Source organism: Curtobacterium sp. MCBD17_035 (genome assembly GCF_003234815.2).
Classification (GTDB): domain Bacteria; phylum Actinomycetota; class Actinomycetes; order Actinomycetales; family Microbacteriaceae; genus Curtobacterium.
In genome coordinates this window covers 242,511-260,631 of record NZ_CP126279.1, presented here as the reverse complement: position 1 = coordinate 260,631, position 18,121 = coordinate 242,511, and the positions used below count along the sequence as shown (strand labels likewise).

The 18,121-nt window shown below is 70.5% G+C and carries 13 protein-coding genes; 5 read left to right on the top strand and 8 right to left on the bottom strand.

Features of this window, described 5'->3' with window-relative positions:
* Positions 1–16: 16 nt before the first annotated feature.
* Both DEI93_RS01225 and DEI93_RS01220 read right to left on the bottom strand, forming a co-directional pair.
* Positions 17–1,687 carry a GspE/PulE family protein gene (locus DEI93_RS01225; RefSeq protein ID WP_111009878.1) on the bottom strand — a complete coding sequence of 557 codons (1,671 nt, stop codon included), beginning with the start codon at positions 1,685–1,687 and terminating at the stop codon, positions 17–19.
* A gap of 189 nt (positions 1,688–1,876) precedes the next feature.
* Entirely contained in the window at positions 1,877–2,905 is a 1,029-nt protein-coding gene (locus DEI93_RS01220; RefSeq protein ID WP_111120070.1) for a GNAT family N-acetyltransferase, read from the bottom strand.
* 79 nt (positions 2,906–2,984) lie between these two features.
* On the opposite strand from DEI93_RS01220, the gene DEI93_RS01215 reads away from it, so the two are divergent.
* On the top strand, positions 2,985–3,392 hold the full coding sequence (locus tag DEI93_RS01215; protein WP_111009880.1) for a VOC family protein: 408 nt from the start codon (positions 2,985–2,987) through the stop codon (positions 3,390–3,392).
* A 204-nt stretch (positions 3,393–3,596) separates the two neighbouring features.
* On the opposite strand, the gene rpoC is transcribed toward DEI93_RS01215, so the two are convergent.
* The 6 genes from rpoC to DEI93_RS01185 form a co-directional block, all read right to left on the bottom strand.
* On the bottom strand, positions 3,597–7,478 hold the full coding sequence (rpoC, locus tag DEI93_RS01210) for a DNA-directed RNA polymerase subunit beta' (RefSeq protein ID WP_111009881.1): 3,882 nt from the start codon (positions 7,476–7,478) through the stop codon (positions 3,597–3,599).
* A 41-nt stretch (positions 7,479–7,519) separates the two neighbouring features.
* Positions 7,520–11,011: a DNA-directed RNA polymerase subunit beta gene (gene rpoB, locus DEI93_RS01205; protein WP_111009882.1), complete on the bottom strand. Its 3,492-nt coding sequence runs from the start codon at positions 11,009–11,011 to the stop codon at positions 7,520–7,522.
* A 391-nt stretch (positions 11,012–11,402) separates the two neighbouring features.
* Positions 11,403–12,374, bottom strand: coding sequence for an aldo/keto reductase (locus DEI93_RS01200; protein ID WP_111027367.1), 972 nt, complete (start codon positions 12,372–12,374; stop codon positions 11,403–11,405).
* A gap of 91 nt (positions 12,375–12,465) precedes the next feature.
* Positions 12,466–13,215, bottom strand: coding sequence for a response regulator transcription factor (locus DEI93_RS01195; protein WP_111120531.1), 750 nt, complete (start codon positions 13,213–13,215; stop codon positions 12,466–12,468).
* Positions 13,212–14,504, bottom strand: coding sequence for a histidine kinase (locus tag DEI93_RS01190; protein WP_111027520.1), 1,293 nt, complete (start codon positions 14,502–14,504; stop codon positions 13,212–13,214). The genes DEI93_RS01195 and DEI93_RS01190 overlap by 4 nt, the downstream gene beginning before the upstream one ends.
* 7 nt (positions 14,505–14,511) lie before the next feature.
* A complete protein-coding gene (locus tag DEI93_RS01185; protein ID WP_111011256.1) occupies positions 14,512–15,012 on the bottom strand; it encodes a hypothetical protein in 501 nt (166 codons plus the stop codon).
* 153 nt (positions 15,013–15,165) lie between these two features.
* On the opposite strand from DEI93_RS01185, the gene DEI93_RS01180 reads away from it, so the two are divergent.
* The 4 genes from DEI93_RS01180 to DEI93_RS01165 all read left to right on the top strand — a co-directional run bounded on the left by DEI93_RS01180 (position 15,166) and on the right by DEI93_RS01165 (position 18,093).
* Positions 15,166–16,005: a spermidine synthase gene (locus DEI93_RS01180; protein ID WP_111027519.1), complete on the top strand. Its 840-nt coding sequence runs from the start codon at positions 15,166–15,168 to the stop codon at positions 16,003–16,005.
* Positions 16,006–16,098: 93 nt separating this feature from the next.
* Positions 16,099–16,866 carry a DUF4383 domain-containing protein gene (locus DEI93_RS01175; RefSeq protein ID WP_181436126.1) on the top strand — a complete coding sequence of 256 codons (768 nt, stop codon included), beginning with the start codon at positions 16,099–16,101 and terminating at the stop codon, positions 16,864–16,866.
* A 64-nt stretch (positions 16,867–16,930) separates the two neighbouring features.
* A complete protein-coding gene (locus tag DEI93_RS01170; RefSeq protein ID WP_111011253.1) occupies positions 16,931–17,629 on the top strand; it encodes a tetratricopeptide repeat protein in 699 nt (232 codons plus the stop codon).
* A complete protein-coding gene (locus DEI93_RS01165) occupies positions 17,626–18,093 on the top strand; it encodes a SprT-like domain-containing protein (protein WP_111011252.1) in 468 nt (155 codons plus the stop codon). The genes DEI93_RS01170 and DEI93_RS01165 overlap by 4 nt, the downstream gene beginning before the upstream one ends.
* Positions 18,094–18,121: the final 28 nt, after the last annotated feature.

Below are 18,121 nucleotides of genomic sequence, written 5' to 3'. Positions count from 1 at the left end.
TCGTTCGTTCTCTGGGCTACGCGACGACGCGCAGGATCTCCTCGACGCTGGTGAGGCCGAGCTTGACCTTCTCCCAGCCGTCCTGGCGGAGCGTGAGCATGCCCTGGGCCTGGGCGACCCGGCTGATCTCGACGCTCGAGCTGCGGGAGACGGCGAGGCGCTCGATCTCCTCGGAGACGGTCATGACCTCGTGCAGGGCGATGCGGCCGCGGTACCCGGTGTTCGAGCACACGGCGCAGCCGACCGGTGCGTACACGGTCGGCAGGGGCTGCGCCACGTCGTCGATGAAGCGGAGGTCCTGGAGTCGCTCCATGGTGTGGTTCGCCGGTGCCTTGCAGCGGTCGCAGAGCTTGCGGGCGAGGCGCTGCGCGACGACGCAGTCGAGGGCAGAGCCGACGAGGAACGGCTCGATGCCCATCTCGGTGAGGCGGGTGACCGCGCTCGGGGCGTCGTTCGTGTGGAGGGTCGAGAGCACGAGGTGACCGGTGAGCGACGCCTCGATGGCGATCTGGGCCGTCTCGTGGTCGCGGATCTCACCGAGCAGGACCACGTCGGGGTCGGACCGGAGGATGCTCCGCAGCGCCGAGGCGAAGGTCAGGCCCGCCTTCGGGTTGACCTGCACCTGGTTGACGCCCGGCATCCGGTACTCCACCGGGTCCTCGACGGTGATGACGTTGATCTCGGGCTTCGCGACGGCGTTCAACGTCGTGTACAGCGTGGTCGACTTGCCGGAACCCGTCGGGCCCGTGACGAGGATCATGCCGTACGGCTTGGAGTAGGAGCGCTTGTACGCCTCGGCGTTGCGCTCGAGCAGGTTGAGGTCGCGCAGGGACATCGACGTGTTCGAGTTGTCGAGGATCCGCATGACGACCTTCTCGCCCCACACGGTGGGGAGCGTCGCGACGCGGAGGTCGATCTGCCGGCCGCCGTGCCGCACGGACATGCGGCCGTCCTGCGGCTTCCGTCGCTCGGCGATGTCGATGTCGCTCATGATCTTGAGCCGGCTGATGACACCGTTCTGGATGTTCTTCGGCGCCGGCGTCATCTCGTGCAGCACGCCGTCGATGCGGTAGCGGACCCGGACGTCGTGCTCGCCGGGCTCGATGTGGATGTCGGACGCGTGGTCCTGGATCGCCTGCGACACGAGCAGGTTCACGAACCGGACGATCGGGACGTCGTCGAGGCCGCCGTCGCCGATGTCGACCTGCTCGTCGTGGTGCACACCAGCTTCCTCCTCGAGCGAGGAGGTCAGGTCGTTGAGTTCGTCGTCCGCACGGAGGTACCGGTCGAGTGCGGCGACCATGTCGCGCTCGTCCACCTGCAGCGGCTTGATGACCCGACCGGACGCGGCACGGGCGTCGTCGAGGGCGAGCACGTTCGCCGGGTTCACCATCGCGAGGACGAGGGCCTCGCCCTCGAACCCGACGCCGAGGATCCCGTGCCGACGACACAGGGCGGCCGGGAGCATGGACACCGCGGTGCCGTCGACGGGGTAGTCGGTGAGCGGCACAGACTTCGAGTTGTTCGACGCCGCACGAGCCGTGACGAACTGGGCCTCGCTCACGACGCCCTGGTCGACGAGGGACCGGATCGCCCGCTCGTCCACCTGCTCGTCGCCGGTGAGGGTGTCGAGGTGCTCGATCGGCAGCGCGCCGTTGAGGATGAGGATCTCCGAGAGGGTCGCCATGGCGCTCCTCACCTCCTTGTTCTCGCACGATCAGGGGACGCGGCACGGCAGGGATGACCGAGACCTCGTCGATGCGGCCGGAACGCGATGCGGATCGGACCCGGGACGCCGCGTTCTCGGACGTTGACCCACGCTAATTCGTGCGCATGATCCGGGCGCAGTCCCAGAAAGAGGGGGGACCGCGCTGGATCAGAACAGCGCTGCGTGGCTGACGGTCGTGCGCGCCCGTACGAACCCCATCCGCTCGTAGAGGCCGAGCGCCCCGGAGGGGTTCTCCGCGTCGACGTCGAGCACGACGTGGTCGAGGCCGGCCCGCTGGGCTGCCCGCATGGTCGCGCCGAGCACGAGCGGGGCGAGTCCCCGCCCTCGGTGGTCGCGCACGACCCCCACGTAGTCGACGTAGGCGTGCGATCCACCCCGGGCCGCGAAGGCGTCGGGATCGACCTCGGTGACCGAGAACGCGACCACGACTCCCGACCCGTCGACGACGACGTACGAGAGGTCGAAGCGGAAGGTGTCCTCGTGGAACCGGCGCGCCCAGTCCTCGGCCGGGGTCGACTGCGATCCCCAGTGGTCGCGGAAGGCGTCGTTCCGGGCGATGCGGATCGCCTCGACGTCGGACTCGACGGACGGCCGGAGCACGAACCCGTCCGGGACGGCGCGCTCGGGGATCGGATCGGCGAGGTCACGTTCGAGCTCGAGCCAGTATCGGAGCGGCACGAGACCGGCGCGTGCGGCGAGGCGCAGCGGTCCCGAGCCCTCGGCCGCGGCGAGTTCGAGCATGCCCGGCACCGTGAGCTCCGAGGCCGCGAGGAGCTGCCGACCGCGACCGAGTTGCCAGGCGAGGACGCGCCGGCCGATCCCCTGCCCGCGGACGTCGGGGTGCACGGCGCCGAGGAGCAGGACGCGGAGCATGGTCTCGCGTCCGGGGACCGCGAGGTCGAGCGCTGCAGCCATGACATGCCCACCAGCATCGACGCCGACGAGGCCGTCCCGCTGCGGATCGACGCCACTTGTGGAGAACCAGTGGGCGATCTCGCCTCGGGAGGGCCGCCACGTCGGGGCGTCGACCGCGGCAGCGGCGACGATGAGCTGGTGCACGGCCTCGAGGTCACGCTGCTCGAGCGGCCGGAACGACAGCCCGGCGATCGACGTGGGCAGTGACAGGGCCGCCGGAGCGGTCACCCGCTCGGCGAGGGACGTGGTGCTCGTGCTCATGCCGCCAGTCTCCCAGGAACCGTCCGTCCGGCGCGGCCGGGATCTCGACGGGCACAGCGCCGGTGTCGCAAGATGGACCATGGACATCACGAGCGTGACCGTCGGGCTCCCCGTCACCGACATCGAGGCGTCGTGCCTCTGGTACGGCGCGGTGTTCGAGCGCGCCGAGCCCGACCTCGAGCCCGCCGACGGCGTCGCCGAGTACGAGGTCAGCGGCATCTGGATCCAGCTGTACGAGGACGAGCACGCCGAGGAGCAGTGCGTGGCCGTCCGGTTCGGCGTCGATGACGTCGCCGCCCAGCACGCGCGGATCGGCGCCCTCGGCATCGACGTCGGCCCGATCGCCCGGGTCCCCGGCGCCGTCGAGTACTTCGACTTCCGCGATCCCGACGGCAACGTGTTGAGCCTCTACTCGCTCATCGACGAGACGGGTCGTGACGAGTCCGGGCGCGACAGCGACGCCGGTCGCGCGCCCGGCAAGGGCTGACGCCGGGCGGGAGGAACGGGGCGGCCCCGCACCGCGCCTCCCGACCGCGGCCGGCCACAGAGCACCGGCGAGATCGCAGTGGTTGTCGCTCCGAATCCGGTCGGAACGGCGACGACTGCGATCTCCCGAAGGGACCGGAGGACCGGGGAACGCGGAAGGGCCCCGCACCGATGATCGGTGCGGGGCCCTTCGTGGTCACCTGACTCAGTTGTAGGTACCCGGCGTGAAGTCGTCCGACGAGAAGCTGTCGAAGTCGACGAAGCTCAGGTCGGCGTCCGAGAACGAGGAGTCGTCGGCGAAGATGCGGTTGGGGTACCGCTCCGCCTTGGCTTCCTCGGTGGCCTGGACGTCCACGTTCCGGTACCGGCTGAGGCCCGTCCCCGCGGGGATGAGCTTGCCGATGATGACGTTCTCCTTGAGGCCGACGAGCTGGTCCTGCTTGCCCTCCATGGCCGCCTGCGTCAGGACGCGGGTGGTCTCCTGGAAGGACGCGGCGGACAGCCACGACTCGGTCGCGAGGGACGCCTTGGTGATGCCCATGACCTCCTGGCGGGCCGAAGCGGTCTTCTTGCCCTCCTGGAGCGCCGCGCGGTTGATCTCGTTGTACCGCGAACGGTCGACGAGCTCACCCGGGAGCAGCTCGGTGTCGGCGTGGTCGACGACCGTCACCTTGCGGAGCATCTGGCGGACGATGACCTCGATGTGCTTGTCGTGGATCGGCACACCCTGCGAGCGGTAGACGTCCTGCACGCCACCCACCAGGTGCTTCTGCACCTCGCGGACACCCTTGACCCGGAGGACCTCCTTCGGGTCGACCGTGCCGGCGATGAACTGCTCGCCGAGCTCGACGTGCTGGCCGTCCTCGACGAGGAGGGTCGCACGCTTGAGCACCGGGTAGACGAACGGCTCGTCACCGTTGTCCGGCGTCAGGATGACCCGACGCTGCTTGTCCGTGTCCTCGATCGTCACGCGACCGGCGGCCTCCGCGATGGGCGACGCACCCTTCGGGGTGCGGGCCTCGAAGAGCTCCGTCACGCGGGGCAGACCCTGCGTGATGTCGTCCGCCGACGCCGAACCACCCGTGTGGAACGTGCGCATCGTGAGCTGCGTGCCGGGCTCGCCGATCGACTGGGCCGCGATGATGCCGACGGCCTCGCCGATGTCCACCAGGTTGCCCGTGGCGAGCGAGCGGCCGTAGCACTTCGCGCAGACGCCGACCGCCGACTCGCACGTCAGGACCGAGCGCACCTTGATGCTCTCGACACCCGCCGCGACGAGCTTGTCGATGAGGACGTCACCGACGTCCTCACCGGCCTCGGCGAGGACCGTGCCCTGCTCGTCCGTGACCGCGGTCGCGAGCGTGCGGGAGTACACGGTGTTCTCGACCGTGGCGTCGCGGTGCATCGTGCCGTCCGCGTCCTTGGTCGCGATCGGCAGCTCGAGTCCACGCGTCGTCCCGCAGTCGTCCTCACGGATGATGACGTCCTGCGACACGTCGACGAGACGACGGGTGAGGTACCCGGAGTCCGCCGTGCGGAGCGCGGTGTCGGCGAGGCCCTTGCGGGCACCGTGCGTGGCGATGAAGTACTCCGCCACGGTCAGGCCCTCCCGGTAGGAGTTGATGATCGGGCGGGCGATGATCTCGCCCTTCGGGTTGTTCACCAGACCACGCATACCGGCGATGTTCCGGACCTGGAGCCAGTTACCACGAGCACCCGAGGACACCATGCGGTTGATGGTGTTGTCCTTCGGGAAGTTGTCGCGCATCTCCTGCGCGATCTCGTTCGTGGCTTCGGTCCAGATCTTGATCAGGTCCGCGCGACGCTCGGCGTCGGTGATCAGACCCTTGTCGAACTCGCCCTGGACCTTCGCCGCCTGCGTCTCGTAGCCGGCGATGATCTCCTTCTTGCGGGGCGGGGTCACGACGTCCGACAGCGCCACCGTGACGCCCGAGCGGGTGCCCCAGTAGAAGCCGGCGTCCTTGATCCGGTCGAGCGCCGCAGCGACCTCGACCTTGGGGTACCGCTCCGCGAGGTCGTTCACGATCGACGACAGGGTGCCCTTGTCCGCGACCTTCTGGACGAACGGGTAGTCCGCCGGGAGGGTCTCGTTGAAGAGCGCGCGACCGAGCGTCGTCTCGAGGATGAACGGCTGACCGGCCTCGAAGCCCTCGGGGGCCTCGCCCTCGGCGAAGTGGAGGTCCGACATGCGGATCTTCACGAGCGCGTTGAGGTGCAGCGAGCCCTGGTCCTTCGCGAGGATCGCCTCGGCGACGGACGAGAACGCACGGCCCTCGCCGACGGCACCCTCGGTAACGGTCGTCAGGTGGTGCAGACCGATGATCATGTCCTGCGCGGGCAGGGTCACCGGGCGGCCGTCCGACGGCTTGAGGATGTTGTTCGAGGCGAGCATCAGGATGCGGGCCTCGGCCTGGGCCTCGACCGACAGCGGCAGGTGCACGGCCATCTGGTCACCGTCGAAGTCCGCGTTGAACGCGGCACACACGAGCGGGTGGAGCTGGATCGCCTTGCCCTCGACGAGCTGCGGCTCGAAGGCCTGGATGCCGAGGCGGTGCAGCGTGGGCGCGCGGTTGAGCAGCACGGGGCGCTCGCGGATGATCTCCTCGAGGACGTCCCACACCTGCGCGCGCGACCGCTCCACCATGCGCTTGGCGGCCTTGATGTTCTGTGCGTGCGACAGGTCGATCAGGCGCTTGATGACGAACGGCTTGAACAGCTCGAGCGCCATCTGCTTCGGGAGACCGCACTGGTGGAGCTTGAGCTGCGGGCCCACGATGATGACCGAACGACCGGAGTAGTCGACGCGCTTGCCGAGCAGGTTCTGGCGGAAGCGACCCTGCTTGCCCTTGAGCATGTCGCTCAGGGACTTGAGTGCGCGGTTGCCGGTACCCGTGACCGGACGACCACGGCGACCGTTGTCGAACAGCGCGTCCACGGCCTCCTGCAGCATGCGCTTCTCGTTGTTCACGATGATCTCGGGGGCACCGAGGTCGAGCAGGCGGCGGAGACGGTTGTTGCGGTTGATCACACGACGGTAGAGGTCGTTGAGGTCACTCGTGGCGAAGCGGCCACCGTCGAGCTGCACCATCGGGCGCAGCTCCGGCGGGATCACCGGCACGACGTCGAGGACCATCGCCGCCGGCGAGTTGCCGGTGATGAGGAAGGAGTTCACGACGCGGAGACGCTTGATCGCGCGGATCTTCTTCTGGCCCTTGCCCTCGGCGATCTGCAGGTGCAGCGCCTCGGCCTCGGCGTTCAGGTCGAAGCCCTCGAGCCGGAGCTTGATCGCCTCGGCGCCCATGTAGGCGTCGAAGTAGATCCCGTACCGGTCCTGGAGCTCGTGGAACACGGCGTCCTCGGGCTTGAGGTCGCCGACCTTGAGGTTGCGGAAGTCCTCCCACACCCGCTCGAGGCGCGTGATGTCCTCGTCGAAGGACTTGCGGACCTGCGACATCTCCTTCTCGGCGCCGTCCTTGGTGCGACGCTTCTGGTCGCTCTTGGCGCCCTCTTCCTCGAGCGCCGCGAGGTCGTCCTCGAGCTTCTTGAGGCGGTCGGCGATGATCGAGTCGCGCTGGTTCTCGAGGTTCTTGATCTCGAGGCGCATCTCGTTCTCGAGGCCGGGCATGTCGGCGTGACGGCCCTCCTCGTCGATGTCGATGATCATGTACGCCGCGAAGTAGATGACCTTCTCGAGGTCCTTCGGCGCCATGTCGAGCAGGTACCCGAGGCGCGACGGGACGCCCTTGAAGTACCAGATGTGCGTGACGGGCGCGGCGAGCTCGATGTGGCCCATGCGGTCACGGCGGACCGAGGACTTGGTGACCTCGACACCGCAGCGCTCGCAGACGATGCCCTTGAACCGGACGCGCTTGTACTTGCCGCAGGCGCACTCCCAGTCGCGGGAGGGACCGAAGATCTGCTCGCCGAACAGACCGTCCTTCTCGGGCTTGAGGGTGCGGTAGTTGATGGTCTCCGGCTTCTTGACCTCGCCGTACGACCACTGACGGATGTCGTCGGCCGTGGCGAGGCCGATCCGCAGTGCGTCAAAGGAAGTTGCTTCGAGCAATGTTCTTCTCTCTTGCTGGATCTGACGTGTGTCGGGCGGGATCAGATGTCGTCGATCGTGGACGACTCGAACCGCGAGGAGATGTTGATGCCGAGCTCTTCAGCGGCGCGGAAGACCTCGTCGTCCGTGTCGCGGAGGCTGACCGCGGTGCCGTCGGCCGAGAGGACCTCGACGTTCAGGCAGAGCGACTGCATCTCCTTCATGAGGACCTTGAAGCTCTCCGGGATGCCGGGCTCCTGGATGTTCTCGCCCTTGACGATCGCCTCGTACACCTTGACGCGGCCGAGGATGTCGTCGGACTTGATCGTGAGGAGCTCCTGGAGGGCGTACGCGGCGCCGTAGGCCTCGAGGGCCCAGACCTCCATCTCGCCGAAGCGCTGACCACCGAACTGCGCCTTCCCACCCAGCGGCTGCTGCGTGATCATCGAGTACGGACCGGTCGAGCGGGCGTGGATCTTGTCGTCCACCAGGTGGTGCAGCTTCAGGATGTACATGTAGCCGACCGAGACGGGCTCCGGGAACGGCTCGCCGGAGCGACCGTCGAAGAGCTGCGCCTTGCCCGAGGAGCCGATCAGCCGCTCGCCGTCGCGGTTCGGGAGGGTCGAGTCGAGGAGTCCCTCGATCTCGCGCTCCGCCGCGCCGTCGAACACCGGGGTCGCGACCTTCGTGCCCGGAGCCGCGGTGCGCGCGGCCTCCGGCAGGTTCTCGGCCCACTCCTGGATGCCCTCGACGTTCCAGCCCTGCTTGGCGAGCCACCCGAGGTGGATCTCGAGGACCTGGCCGAAGTTCATGCGGCCGGGGACACCGAGCGGGTTGAGGACGATGTCGACCGGCGTGCCGTCGGCGAGGAACGGCATGTCCTCGACCGGGAGGATCGTCGAGATGACGCCCTTGTTCCCGTGGCGGCCGGCGAGCTTGTCACCCGCGGTGATCTTGCGCTTCTGGGCGATGTAGACGACCACGCGCTGGTTGACGCCCGAGCCGAGCTCGTCGTCGCCGTCCTGCGCGTCGAATACCTTGACGCCGATGATCGTGCCCTCTTCACCGTGCGGCACCTTGAGCGAGGTGTCACGGACCTCGCGCGACTTCTCGTTGAAGATCGCGCGGAGCAGGCGCTCCTCGGCGCTGAGCTCGGTCTCGCCCTTCGGCGTGACCTTGCCGACCAGGATGTCGCCGGGGCGGACCTCGGCACCGATGCGGATGATGCCGCGCTCGTCGAGGTCGGCCAGGAGGTCCGGGCTGACGTTCGGCAGGTCGCGGGTGATCTCCTCCTTGCCCAGCTTGGTGTCGCGGGCGTCGACCTCGTACTCCTCGATGTGGATCGAGGAGAGGACGTCGTCCTTGACGAGGTTCTGCGACAGGATCATCGCGTCCTCGTAGTTGTAGCCCTCCCACGGCATGAACGCGACGAGGAGGTTCTTGCCGAGCGCGAGCTCGCCGTTCTCCGTCGCGGGGCCGTCGGCGATGACCTCGCCGGCCTCGATGCGCTCACCGGCGTTGACGATCACGCGGTGGTTGTAGCTCGTGCCCTGGTTCGAGCGGTCGAACTTGCGCAGGTAGTAGGTCTGCGTCCCGCCCTCGTCGAGCTGGACGGTGACCGCGTCGGCCGAGACCTCGGACACGACACCAGCGGCGTCGGCGGTGACGACGTCACCGGCGTCGATCGCGGTGTAGCCCTCCATGCCGGTGCCGACGAGCGGCGACTCGGAGCGGAGGAGCGGCACGGCCTGGCGCTGCATGTTCGCACCCATGAGGGCGCGGTTCGCGTCGTCGTGCTCGAGGAACGGGATGAGCGAGGTCGCGACCGACACCATCTGGCGCGGCGAGACGTCCATGTAGTCGACCTCGGCCTTGTCGACGAGCTCGACCTCGCCGCCCTTCTTGCGGACGAGCACCTTGTCGTCGACGAAGTTGAAGTCGCTCGTCAGCGGGGCGTTCGCCTGGGCGACGACGTAGTCGTCCTCTTCCGAGGCGGTGAGGTAGTCGATGTTCGTCGTGACCTGACCGTTGACCACTCGGCGGTACGGCGTCTCGATGAACCCGAAGGAGTTGATCCGGGCGAACGAGGCGAGCGAACCGATGAGGCCGATGTTCGGGCCTTCCGGGGTCTCGATCGGGCACATGCGGCCGTAGTGCGACGGGTGGACGTCACGGACCTCGACGCCGGCACGCTCACGCGACAGACCACCCGGACCGAGGGCCGACAGACGACGCTTGTGCGTCAGGCCCGCGAGCGGGTTGTTCTGGTCCATGAACTGCGACAGCTGGCTGGTCCCGAAGAACTCCTTGATCGCGGCCACGACGGGGCGGACGTTGATCAGGGTCTGCGGCGTGATCGCCTCGATGTCCTGCGTGGTCATGCGCTCGCGGACGACGCGCTCCATGCGGGACAGACCGGTGCGGACCTGGTTCTGGATGAGCTCGCCGACGGCGCGGATGCGACGGTTGCCGAAGTGGTCGATGTCGTCGACGTCGAGGCGGAGCTGGACCGGCTCGCCGTCGCGGACGCCGTTCAGCGTCTTCTGCTCGGCGTGGAGCGCGACGAGGTACTTGATGGTCGCGACGATGTCGGCGACGGTCAGGACCGAGTCGGACAGCGGCGCGTCGATGCCGAGCTTGCGGTTGATCTTGTAGCGACCCACCTTGGCGAGGTCGTAGCGCTTCGGGTTGAAGTAGAAGTTGTCGAGGAGCGCACGCGCGGCCTCGGCAGCGACCTGCTCGCCCGGACGGAGCTTGCGGTAGATGTCCTTGAGCGCCTCCTCCTTGGTGAGGATGGCGTCCTTCTCGAGGGTGGCCTCGATCGACGCGAAGCCCTTGAACTCGTCGAGGATCTCCTCGCTCGTCAGGCCGAGCGCCTTGAGGAAGACCGTGACGGACTGCTTGCGCTTGCGGTCGATGCGGACACCGACCTGGTCGCGCTTGTCGATCTCGAACTCGAGCCAGGCACCGCGCGACGGGATGACGCGAGCGGAGTAGATGTCCTTGTCGGACGTCTTCTCCTGGGCGCGCTCGAAGTACACACCGGGCGAACGGACGAGCTGCGAGACGACGACGCGCTCGGTGCCGTTGATGATGAACGTGCCGCGCTCGGTCATGAGCGGGAAGTCGCCCATGAACACGGTCTGCGTCTTGATCTCACCGGTCATGTGGTTCATGAACTCGGCGTTGACGTACAGCGGCGCGGCGTAGGTCTTGCCGCGCTCCTTGCACTCGTCGATCGAGTACTTGGGGTCCTCGAGCTCGGGGGCCGTGAACGAGAGCTGCATGGTCTCGCCCAGGTCCTCGATCGGGGAGATCTCCTCGAAGATCTCCTCGAGCCCGGAGTGGAGCGCGAGGTCCGTGCGACCCTGCTCCTGCCCCTCGGCGAGGCGGGCCTTCCAGGTGTCGTTGCCGACGAGCCAGTCGAAGCTCTCGGTCTGGAGGGCGAGGAGATCGGGGACGGTGAGCGTGTCCTTGATCTTGGCGAACGAGAGCCGCTGGTGAGCGCGGCCGTTCTTGGGTGAGTTGGTGGATGCGTTGGGCGCAGCAGCCAAGGGGGTAACCTCCGGATGGCCCCGTCGGGCCGATACTGACGGGCAGTATGTAGGTGGATGGACTGATCGCTCGGCGACCCCGGGTGGGCACCCCGCACCGTGTCGGACCTGGGTCCGATGAGTCGGTGTGGGATGATCAGGCGAGCTGCTCCGTCACCCCCGCCGCCATATACGGAGTAGAGCCGGAGCGCTGCACCAGGGGCCTTGGTCGACCGCAATATGACGACACCGATGCCAGGGAGCGCGAACCTCTATCATAGGTCGCCGGTTTCGGTGCTGTCCAGTCCGTAGTTGACCGGAATCCGCACCGGAGTGTATAAGCGGGCAGCGCCTCCCGGCATTCCCACTGCCAGGAGGCGCTGCCCGCGTCCGTCCGTCGGGGCGCGCGTCCTCAGATGTTGAGGCCCGACATGTCCGGGTAGCGGTCGCCCGCGGCCGGCTCGAGCCGGTCGAGCGCGGCCATCTGCTCGGGCGTCAGCACGAGGTCGTCGGCCGCGAGGTTCTCCTCGAGCCGCTCGATGCGCTTCGTCCCGGGGATGGGCGCCATGTCGTCGCCCTTGGCGAGCACCCACGCGAGCGCGATCTGCGCCGGGGTCGCGTCGACCTCGCGGGCGATGCGCTCGACCTCGTCGACGATCGCCAGGTTCTGCTGGAGCGCCTCGCCCTGGAACCGCGGGTTGTTCCGACGGAAGTCGTCGGCGTCGAGCTTCGAGGGGTCACGGAGCGCGCCGGTGAGGAACCCGCGGCCGAGCGGCGAGTACGGCACGAAGCCGATGCCGAGTTCGCGGAGGACGGGGATGACGGCCTCCTCCGGGTCCCGCGTCCACAGCGAGTACTCCGACTGCACGGCGGTGACCGGGTGCACGACGTGCGCGGCTCGGATCCGCTCGGGCGCCGCCTCGGACAGGCCGTAGTGCAGGATCTTGCCCTGCTCGATGAGCTCCGCGAACGCGCCGACCGTGTCCTCGATCGGGGTGTCCGGGTCCATGCGGTGCTGGTAGTAGAGGTCGATGTGGTCCGTGCCGAGGCGCTGCAGCGAGCCCTCGACGGCGATGCGGATGTTCTCGGGGCTGCCGTCCGTGCCGCGCTGGCCGTCGCCGCGGTGCCGGATGTTGCCGCCCTTCGTGGCGATGACGACCTCGTCGCGGTGCTCGCGGAGGGCCGCGCCGACGAGTTCCTCGTTCGTGTAGGGGCCGTAGATCTCGGCGGTGTCGAAGAACGTGACGCCGAGTTCGACGGCGCGGTGGATCGTGGCGGTCGACGCGGCGTCGTCGGCGGCGGCACCGGAGTAGAAGGCGCTCATGCCCATGCAGCCGAGACCGAGTCGGCCGACGTCGAGGATTCCGAGGGTGACGTGACGCATGCGGGTGCTCCTGTCGGGTCGGGGTGGGGGGACGAGCGGAGGCTACGCTCCGCACCGGGGGGCGGCTCGGGTGGGAGGGGCCGGAGGGGTGTCAGGAGCGCGGGGACAGGACGACCGCGACCGCCTCGGCCCGGGTGCGGACGCCGAGCTTGGCGAACACCTGGTTCACGTACGACTTCACGGTCGGGACCGTCAGGAACAGCGCGCTGGCGATCTCCGGGTTCGTGCGACCCGCCGCGATCGCCGCGAGCACGTCCGCCTCGCGCGGGGTGAGCGTCGGCCAGCGGGTGCGGAGCGCCCCGGGTGTCGCCGGGTCCGCCGCTCGCGAGGGCGCTGCCAGGGGGTGCGTGCCCGGATCCGCGGCGCCGGTCACCGGCTGCGCCGCCGGTGCCGGGAGGCCCGTCGTCGGCTCGGTCGCGTCCGGCAGGTTCGCCACGAGGAGCGCCGCCACCGACGCGTCCAGGGTCGTCTGCCCACTCGCCACGGCTCGGACCGCCGCCGCGAGTTCGGCCCGACCCGCGTCCTTCGTCAGGTACCCGCGGGCCCCGGCACGGAGCGCGGTGACGATCGAGGCGTCGTCCGCGAAGGTCGTGAGCACGAGGACGCGGACCCCGGGGTGCTCGCGCTGAATCGCAGCGGTCGCCGTCGCGCCGTCCACCCCGGGCATCCGGAGGTCCATGAGGACGACGTCGGGGCGTTCCGTCGCCACGAGCGCGAGTGCCGCGGCGCCGTCGGCGGCCTCGCCGACGACCTCGACGTCGGGCAGGAGCGACAGGACCGTCACGAGCCCGTCGCGGACGATCGCCTGGTCGTCGGCGACGAGGACGCGGATCGGGGTCACGAGCGCGGGCCGCCGTCCACGTGGGGCACGTGCATCGACACGACGAACTCCCCCGCCGTGCGATCGGCGCGGACGACCGAGCCGTCGCCGAGCTCCGCGAACCGCTCCCGCATGCCGACCAGGCCGTGGCCGCCGCTGGCGAGCGGGTTCGTGACGACCACGTCGACGGCATCGGAACCGTGGACGACGGAGAGCTCCACGGTGGCTCCCGGCGCATGCCTGCGGGCGTTGCTCAGGGCCTCCCGGGCCGCGGCGACGACGACCGCGCGGTGCGCGTCGTCGAGGTCCCGCAGCGAGAGGTCGCCCTCGGTGAGCACGGCGCCGCCGAACGAGCGGTGCGCGGCCACGAGGGGCACGAGCCCGCCGCCCGATGCGCCAGGGTCGGGCACGGCGGCACCGGCGTCGACAGGGCCGGACGTGGCGGCGCCGGACACGTCGCTGCCGGACATGGCGGTGCGGGTCGCGACGGCGCCGGACGCGGCGGGGAGGGACGGTGCGGCTCCGTCCCTCCCCTCCGGATCGTGGAGCGCCGCGACCGCACGCCGGGCCTCCACCAGGCTGTCCGCGGCGAGACGGCGGGCATCGGCGGCCTTGGCGGTGCCCTCGGCCGTCCGCCCGGCCTCGAGGAGGGCCTCGACCGCGTCGAGCTGGAGGACGAGTCCGCCGAGTCCGTGCGCGAGGACGTCGTGGACGTCGCGGGCGACCCGAGCCCGGTCGGCGAGCAACGCGGACCGCTGCTGCTCGGCCTCGGCCTCGGCGACGCGGTGTGCGAGCGCTTCCTCCCGGCGCCTGGCGAGCCGGGCCTGCCGCCGGCTGACCCCGATGAGGACCGCCACCGCGAGGCCCGCGAGCACGCCGAGCAGGACCAGTGCCGGGACGCCCTCGACGGCCGCCACGACCGCGACGATGACGGCCGCGACCGCGGCGAGCGACGGTCCGAGCCACACCGGCAGCGCGAGGTCCGCTCCGAGGACGACGAGCGCGACCATGATCGGTGCGACGAGGGCGGCCGAGGACGCCATGACGCCCGGTGCGGCGAGGAGGACCATCACGACCGCGGCGACGGCCGGGCCGGCACGTCCGGGCAGGAACAGCCGAACGGCCCACGCGAGCAGGGCGACCCCGGTGGCGACCACGACGAGCACGGGCACGTCCGCGCCGGCGAAGGACCGGGCCGTCGACCACGCGACGACGACCACGCCGACGAGGTTGAGTGCGGAGCCGACTCCGTTGCGGTCCGTCAGCAGGGCGTCGGTCGAACCGGTGCCGGGGCGGCCCACGCTGTTCACCGCTCCATCATGCCCGGACGAGGGGTCCGCGCGGGATCCGGCGGTCGATGACGAACGCGCGGGCGGCCCGGTTCGCCGCGATGCCGAGCAGGACCACCCCGGTCGAGGTGAGCAGGACGGCGCCGAGCTGCGACCCGAGGACGTCGATCCCGACGCGGACCAGGACGAGGACGAGCCAGAGCGCCGCGCCGGTCCAGCCGCTCCGCGCCTCCAGGGACGACGGCCGCCCGGGGCCACCTGCGTCCACGGTCCGGAACCGCGTCATCGTGCCCATCACCGCACCGACGGCGGCCGACAGCACGAGCTCGACCACGAGGAGCGCGACGTCCACCGTGCCGACGCGGGTCACGCCGCTGTGCGTGAGCGAGAGCACGCCGACGCCGGCCAGGACGACCGGCATCCGCCAGACCCGGGTCGGGTCGACGCGGCGCCAGGTGGTCTGGCGGTACATGAGGAACGCGACGAGCGCGAGTCCGAGCGCGATGTTCCCGATGGCCTGCAGCGTCATGACGACGGTCTCCTCCCGGTGGTCGGGACGCTCCCGTGACCACCGGGATCCAGCCTCGTCATCGGGTCGCGGACGCCCCACCACCCCCGGGTGGGGACCGGGGTGCAGGCGGGTGGTGATCGTGCTCGTCGGGGCAAGGCGGAGGATGGGGGCATGGAGGACGCAATCCGCATCGGTGCCGGCATCGCCGTGATCGAGCCAGACCGGCACCGCCCGGGGTCGTACACGCTCATCGTCGACGGCACCCCGCAGTCGCACGTCGACCTCGAGGACCCCACCCACCTGGCCTTCGAGTACGTGCGGCGGATCGGCCACGCGATCGACCTGCTGCCGTCGGGGCCGATCACCGCGCTGCACCTCGGCGCCGGGGCGCTGACGCTGCCACGGTACGTCGCGGCCACCCGCCCGGGGTCCCGCCAGCAGGTGATCGAACTCGAGCGGGACCTCGTCGACCTGGTGCGCAAGGAGCTGCCCCTGCCTCGCGACGCGTCCATCCGGGTCCGGTACGGCGACGCCCGCGCCGTGCTCGAACGGCTGCCCGCGGGTCTCGCCGGGACGGTCGACCTCGCCGTGGTCGACGTCTTCAGCGGCTCGACGACGCCGGCCCACGTGACGAGCATCGAGTTCCACCGGGAGCTCGCCGCGCTCCTGTCGCCCACCGGGATCATCGCGGTGAACGCGGCGGACGGTGCCGGCCTGGCGTTCGTGCGCGGGCAGCTCGCGACGCTGCAGGCCGTGCTGCCCTCCGTGGCGGCCGTGGCGGACACGGGGATGCTCAAGGGGCGGCGGTTCGGGAACGTGGTGCTCCTCGCCTCGCCGACCGAACTGCCGTTCGCCGACATGCCCCGACGGTTCGCGTCCGACCCGCTCCCGAGCAAGGTCGTGCACGGCGCCGAACTCACCGCGCTCATCGCCGGTGCGGCCGTCGTGTCGGACGACACCGCGACCGGGTCCCCGGAGCCGAACCGGTCCGTGTTCACGAGCGGGCGCTGAGTCCCCTGCCGCTGGGCCGCCGGTCCTGCCAGGATGAGCGCAGTGCCGCCGGGACCCCGGCGTCGCACCGACCCGGACGAGTGGGGAACCGCCATGAGCAACGACGACCGCGACGCACCCCGGTGGGGGGAGCGCCTGCCGCAGCCCGACGCCGACCGACACGGTGAGGCCCCGCGGGACGGGCAGCCGCGGTACGGCGAGCAGCCGGACGGGCAGCCCCGGTACGGCGAGCGGCAGGACCCGGCACCGCAGGACGGCCAGCCCCGGTACGGCCAGCAGCACGACGGGCAGCAGTACGGCCAACAGCCCGACGGCCAGCAGTACGGCCAGCCCCAGTACGGCCAGCCCCAGTACGGCCAGCCGCACCAGGGCGACACCCAGCACGGCGCTCCGCAGTGGCAGCCGTACGCGCAGCACCCCTACGGGCAGCCGTCCGGCGGCAGCGCGGCGTGGGCGAGCGCCGGCGGCGCGCGACCGTCCCGTCGACTCGGCGTGATCGCGCTCATCGCCGGCATCGTGGCGCTCGCGCTCGGGATCGTCGGCGGGATCGTCTTCGGCCAGGGCCTGGTGCACATCCCCGGCCTCGCCGACCAGATCCGCAGCGGTGGCGGCGTGGTCGACCAGTCGGAGCTCCAGGCGAAGATCCGCCAGGACCCGTCCGTGCTCGCGGGGATCGCGACCGGCGGTCTCCTCGCCCTCGTGGGCACGGCCTTCGGGATCTGGGCCCTCGTGCAGGGCATCATCGCGATCGCCAAGGACCGCGGCCGCGTGTTCGGGATCATCGCGGTGGTCGTCGCCGTGCTCGGGCCGATCGCCTTCGGCGCGGTCTACACGGCCGTCGTCGCCGCAGCGACCCGCTGACGGTCGCCGCCGAGCGGGCGCAGTGCACCCCGCACGCAGGTCGACGGGGCTACCCTCGTTCCTGATGTGCCCCCTCCCGACCGACCCGACCGGCCCGACCGGCCCCCGGGACCCGCGCGCGGACCGACGCCCCCGGGACACCGACCCGGTGGACCTGCGGCCGCGGACCGCCGGAGTCAGCCCCGGGAGCACGTTCGCGCCCATCAGCCTCCGTCCCGCCGTGGACGTCGCCCTCGTGCAGGAGCGACTGCAGCGCCTCGGCCAGAACCGCAGCACGGCAGCGCTCGCCGAGCGGGCCGAACTGCTCCGGCTGCTCGGTCGGCTCGACGAGGCCCTCACCGTGGCCGAGGAGGGGTTCCGCCTCGCTCTCTTCACGGGTGACCGCGCCGACGGAGTGTCCGCCCGCATCCGACGCGCGCACGTGCTGCACGACCTCGGCCGGTTCGAGCGCGCGGTGACCGAGGCCTCGACCGCCCGGGGCACCGCCGCGATCGAGGAGTGGTACGAGCTCGAGGGTGCCGCCGCCGAGCTCGAGGGCTGGTCGCTGTACGAACTGAACCGCTACGAGGAGGCCCGCGCCGCACTCAACCGCGCCCACGACGCCTTCCGTGCCGCGGGGGCATCACCGGAGCGGACGAGCGCGCTCAAGGCCGCGGTGGAGGAAGCGATGCGTGCCCACCTGCAGAACCCCTCGTCCTCGCGACGCTCGGATCCAGCCGACGCCGTGCGTGCCGCCGCGGCGAGGAGGGACCTGCCCCGGTGAGCGACCTGGACCGCGTCCGGCAGATCGCCGCCGCGGTCATGGACGCCCACCTGGAACCCGGGAGCTGGTCGTTCGACCTCGACAACGCGAAGACCCGCGCCGGGCAGTGCGACTTCGGCCGCCGCCGCATCACCGTCAGCCGGTACATCGCCCTGCGCTCGACCGACGACGAGGTCCGGCAGGTGCTCCTGCACGAGGTCGCCCACGCGCTCGCGGGTGCCCGCGCCGGCCACGGTCCGGCATGGCGACGGGCAGCGGGGGCCATCGGGTACGTCGGCTCGCGCTTGCACGACGGGCCCATCGCGAGCGAACTCGCGCCGTGGGTCGGGACGTGCCCGGCCGGCCACGAGCACTTCCGGTACCGCACCCCGAACCGCCCGATGGCGTGCGCGCGGTGCTCGCGGCGATACGACCCCCGGCACGGGATCACCTGGCAGCGCCGCACACCCGAGCGCGCAGCCTGATCTGAACCGGCTGCGACGTAACCGACTA

Bases quoted from the DNA above. Each gene is read 5' to 3' on its own strand.
- DEI93_RS01225 (WP_111009878.1), bottom strand. From the start codon at position 1,687: ATGGCGACCCTCTCGGAGATCCTCATCCTCAACGGCGCGCTGCCGATC.
- DEI93_RS01220 (WP_111120070.1), bottom strand. From the start codon at position 2,905: ATGAGCACGAGCACCACGTCCCTCGCCGAGCGGGTGACCGCTCCGGCG.
- DEI93_RS01215 (WP_111009880.1), top strand. From the start codon at position 2,985: ATGGACATCACGAGCGTGACCGTCGGGCTCCCCGTCACCGACATCGAG.
- DEI93_RS01200 (WP_111027367.1), bottom strand. From the start codon at position 12,374: ATGCGTCACGTCACCCTCGGAATCCTCGACGTCGGCCGACTCGGTCTC.
- DEI93_RS01185 (WP_111011256.1), bottom strand. From the start codon at position 15,012: ATGACGCTGCAGGCCATCGGGAACATCGCGCTCGGACTCGCGCTCGTC.
- DEI93_RS01180 (WP_111027519.1), top strand. From the start codon at position 15,166: ATGGAGGACGCAATCCGCATCGGTGCCGGCATCGCCGTGATCGAGCCA.
- DEI93_RS01175 (WP_181436126.1), top strand. From the start codon at position 16,099: ATGAGCAACGACGACCGCGACGCACCCCGGTGGGGGGAGCGCCTGCCG.
- DEI93_RS01170 (WP_111011253.1), top strand. From the start codon at position 16,931: ATGTGCCCCCTCCCGACCGACCCGACCGGCCCGACCGGCCCCCGGGAC.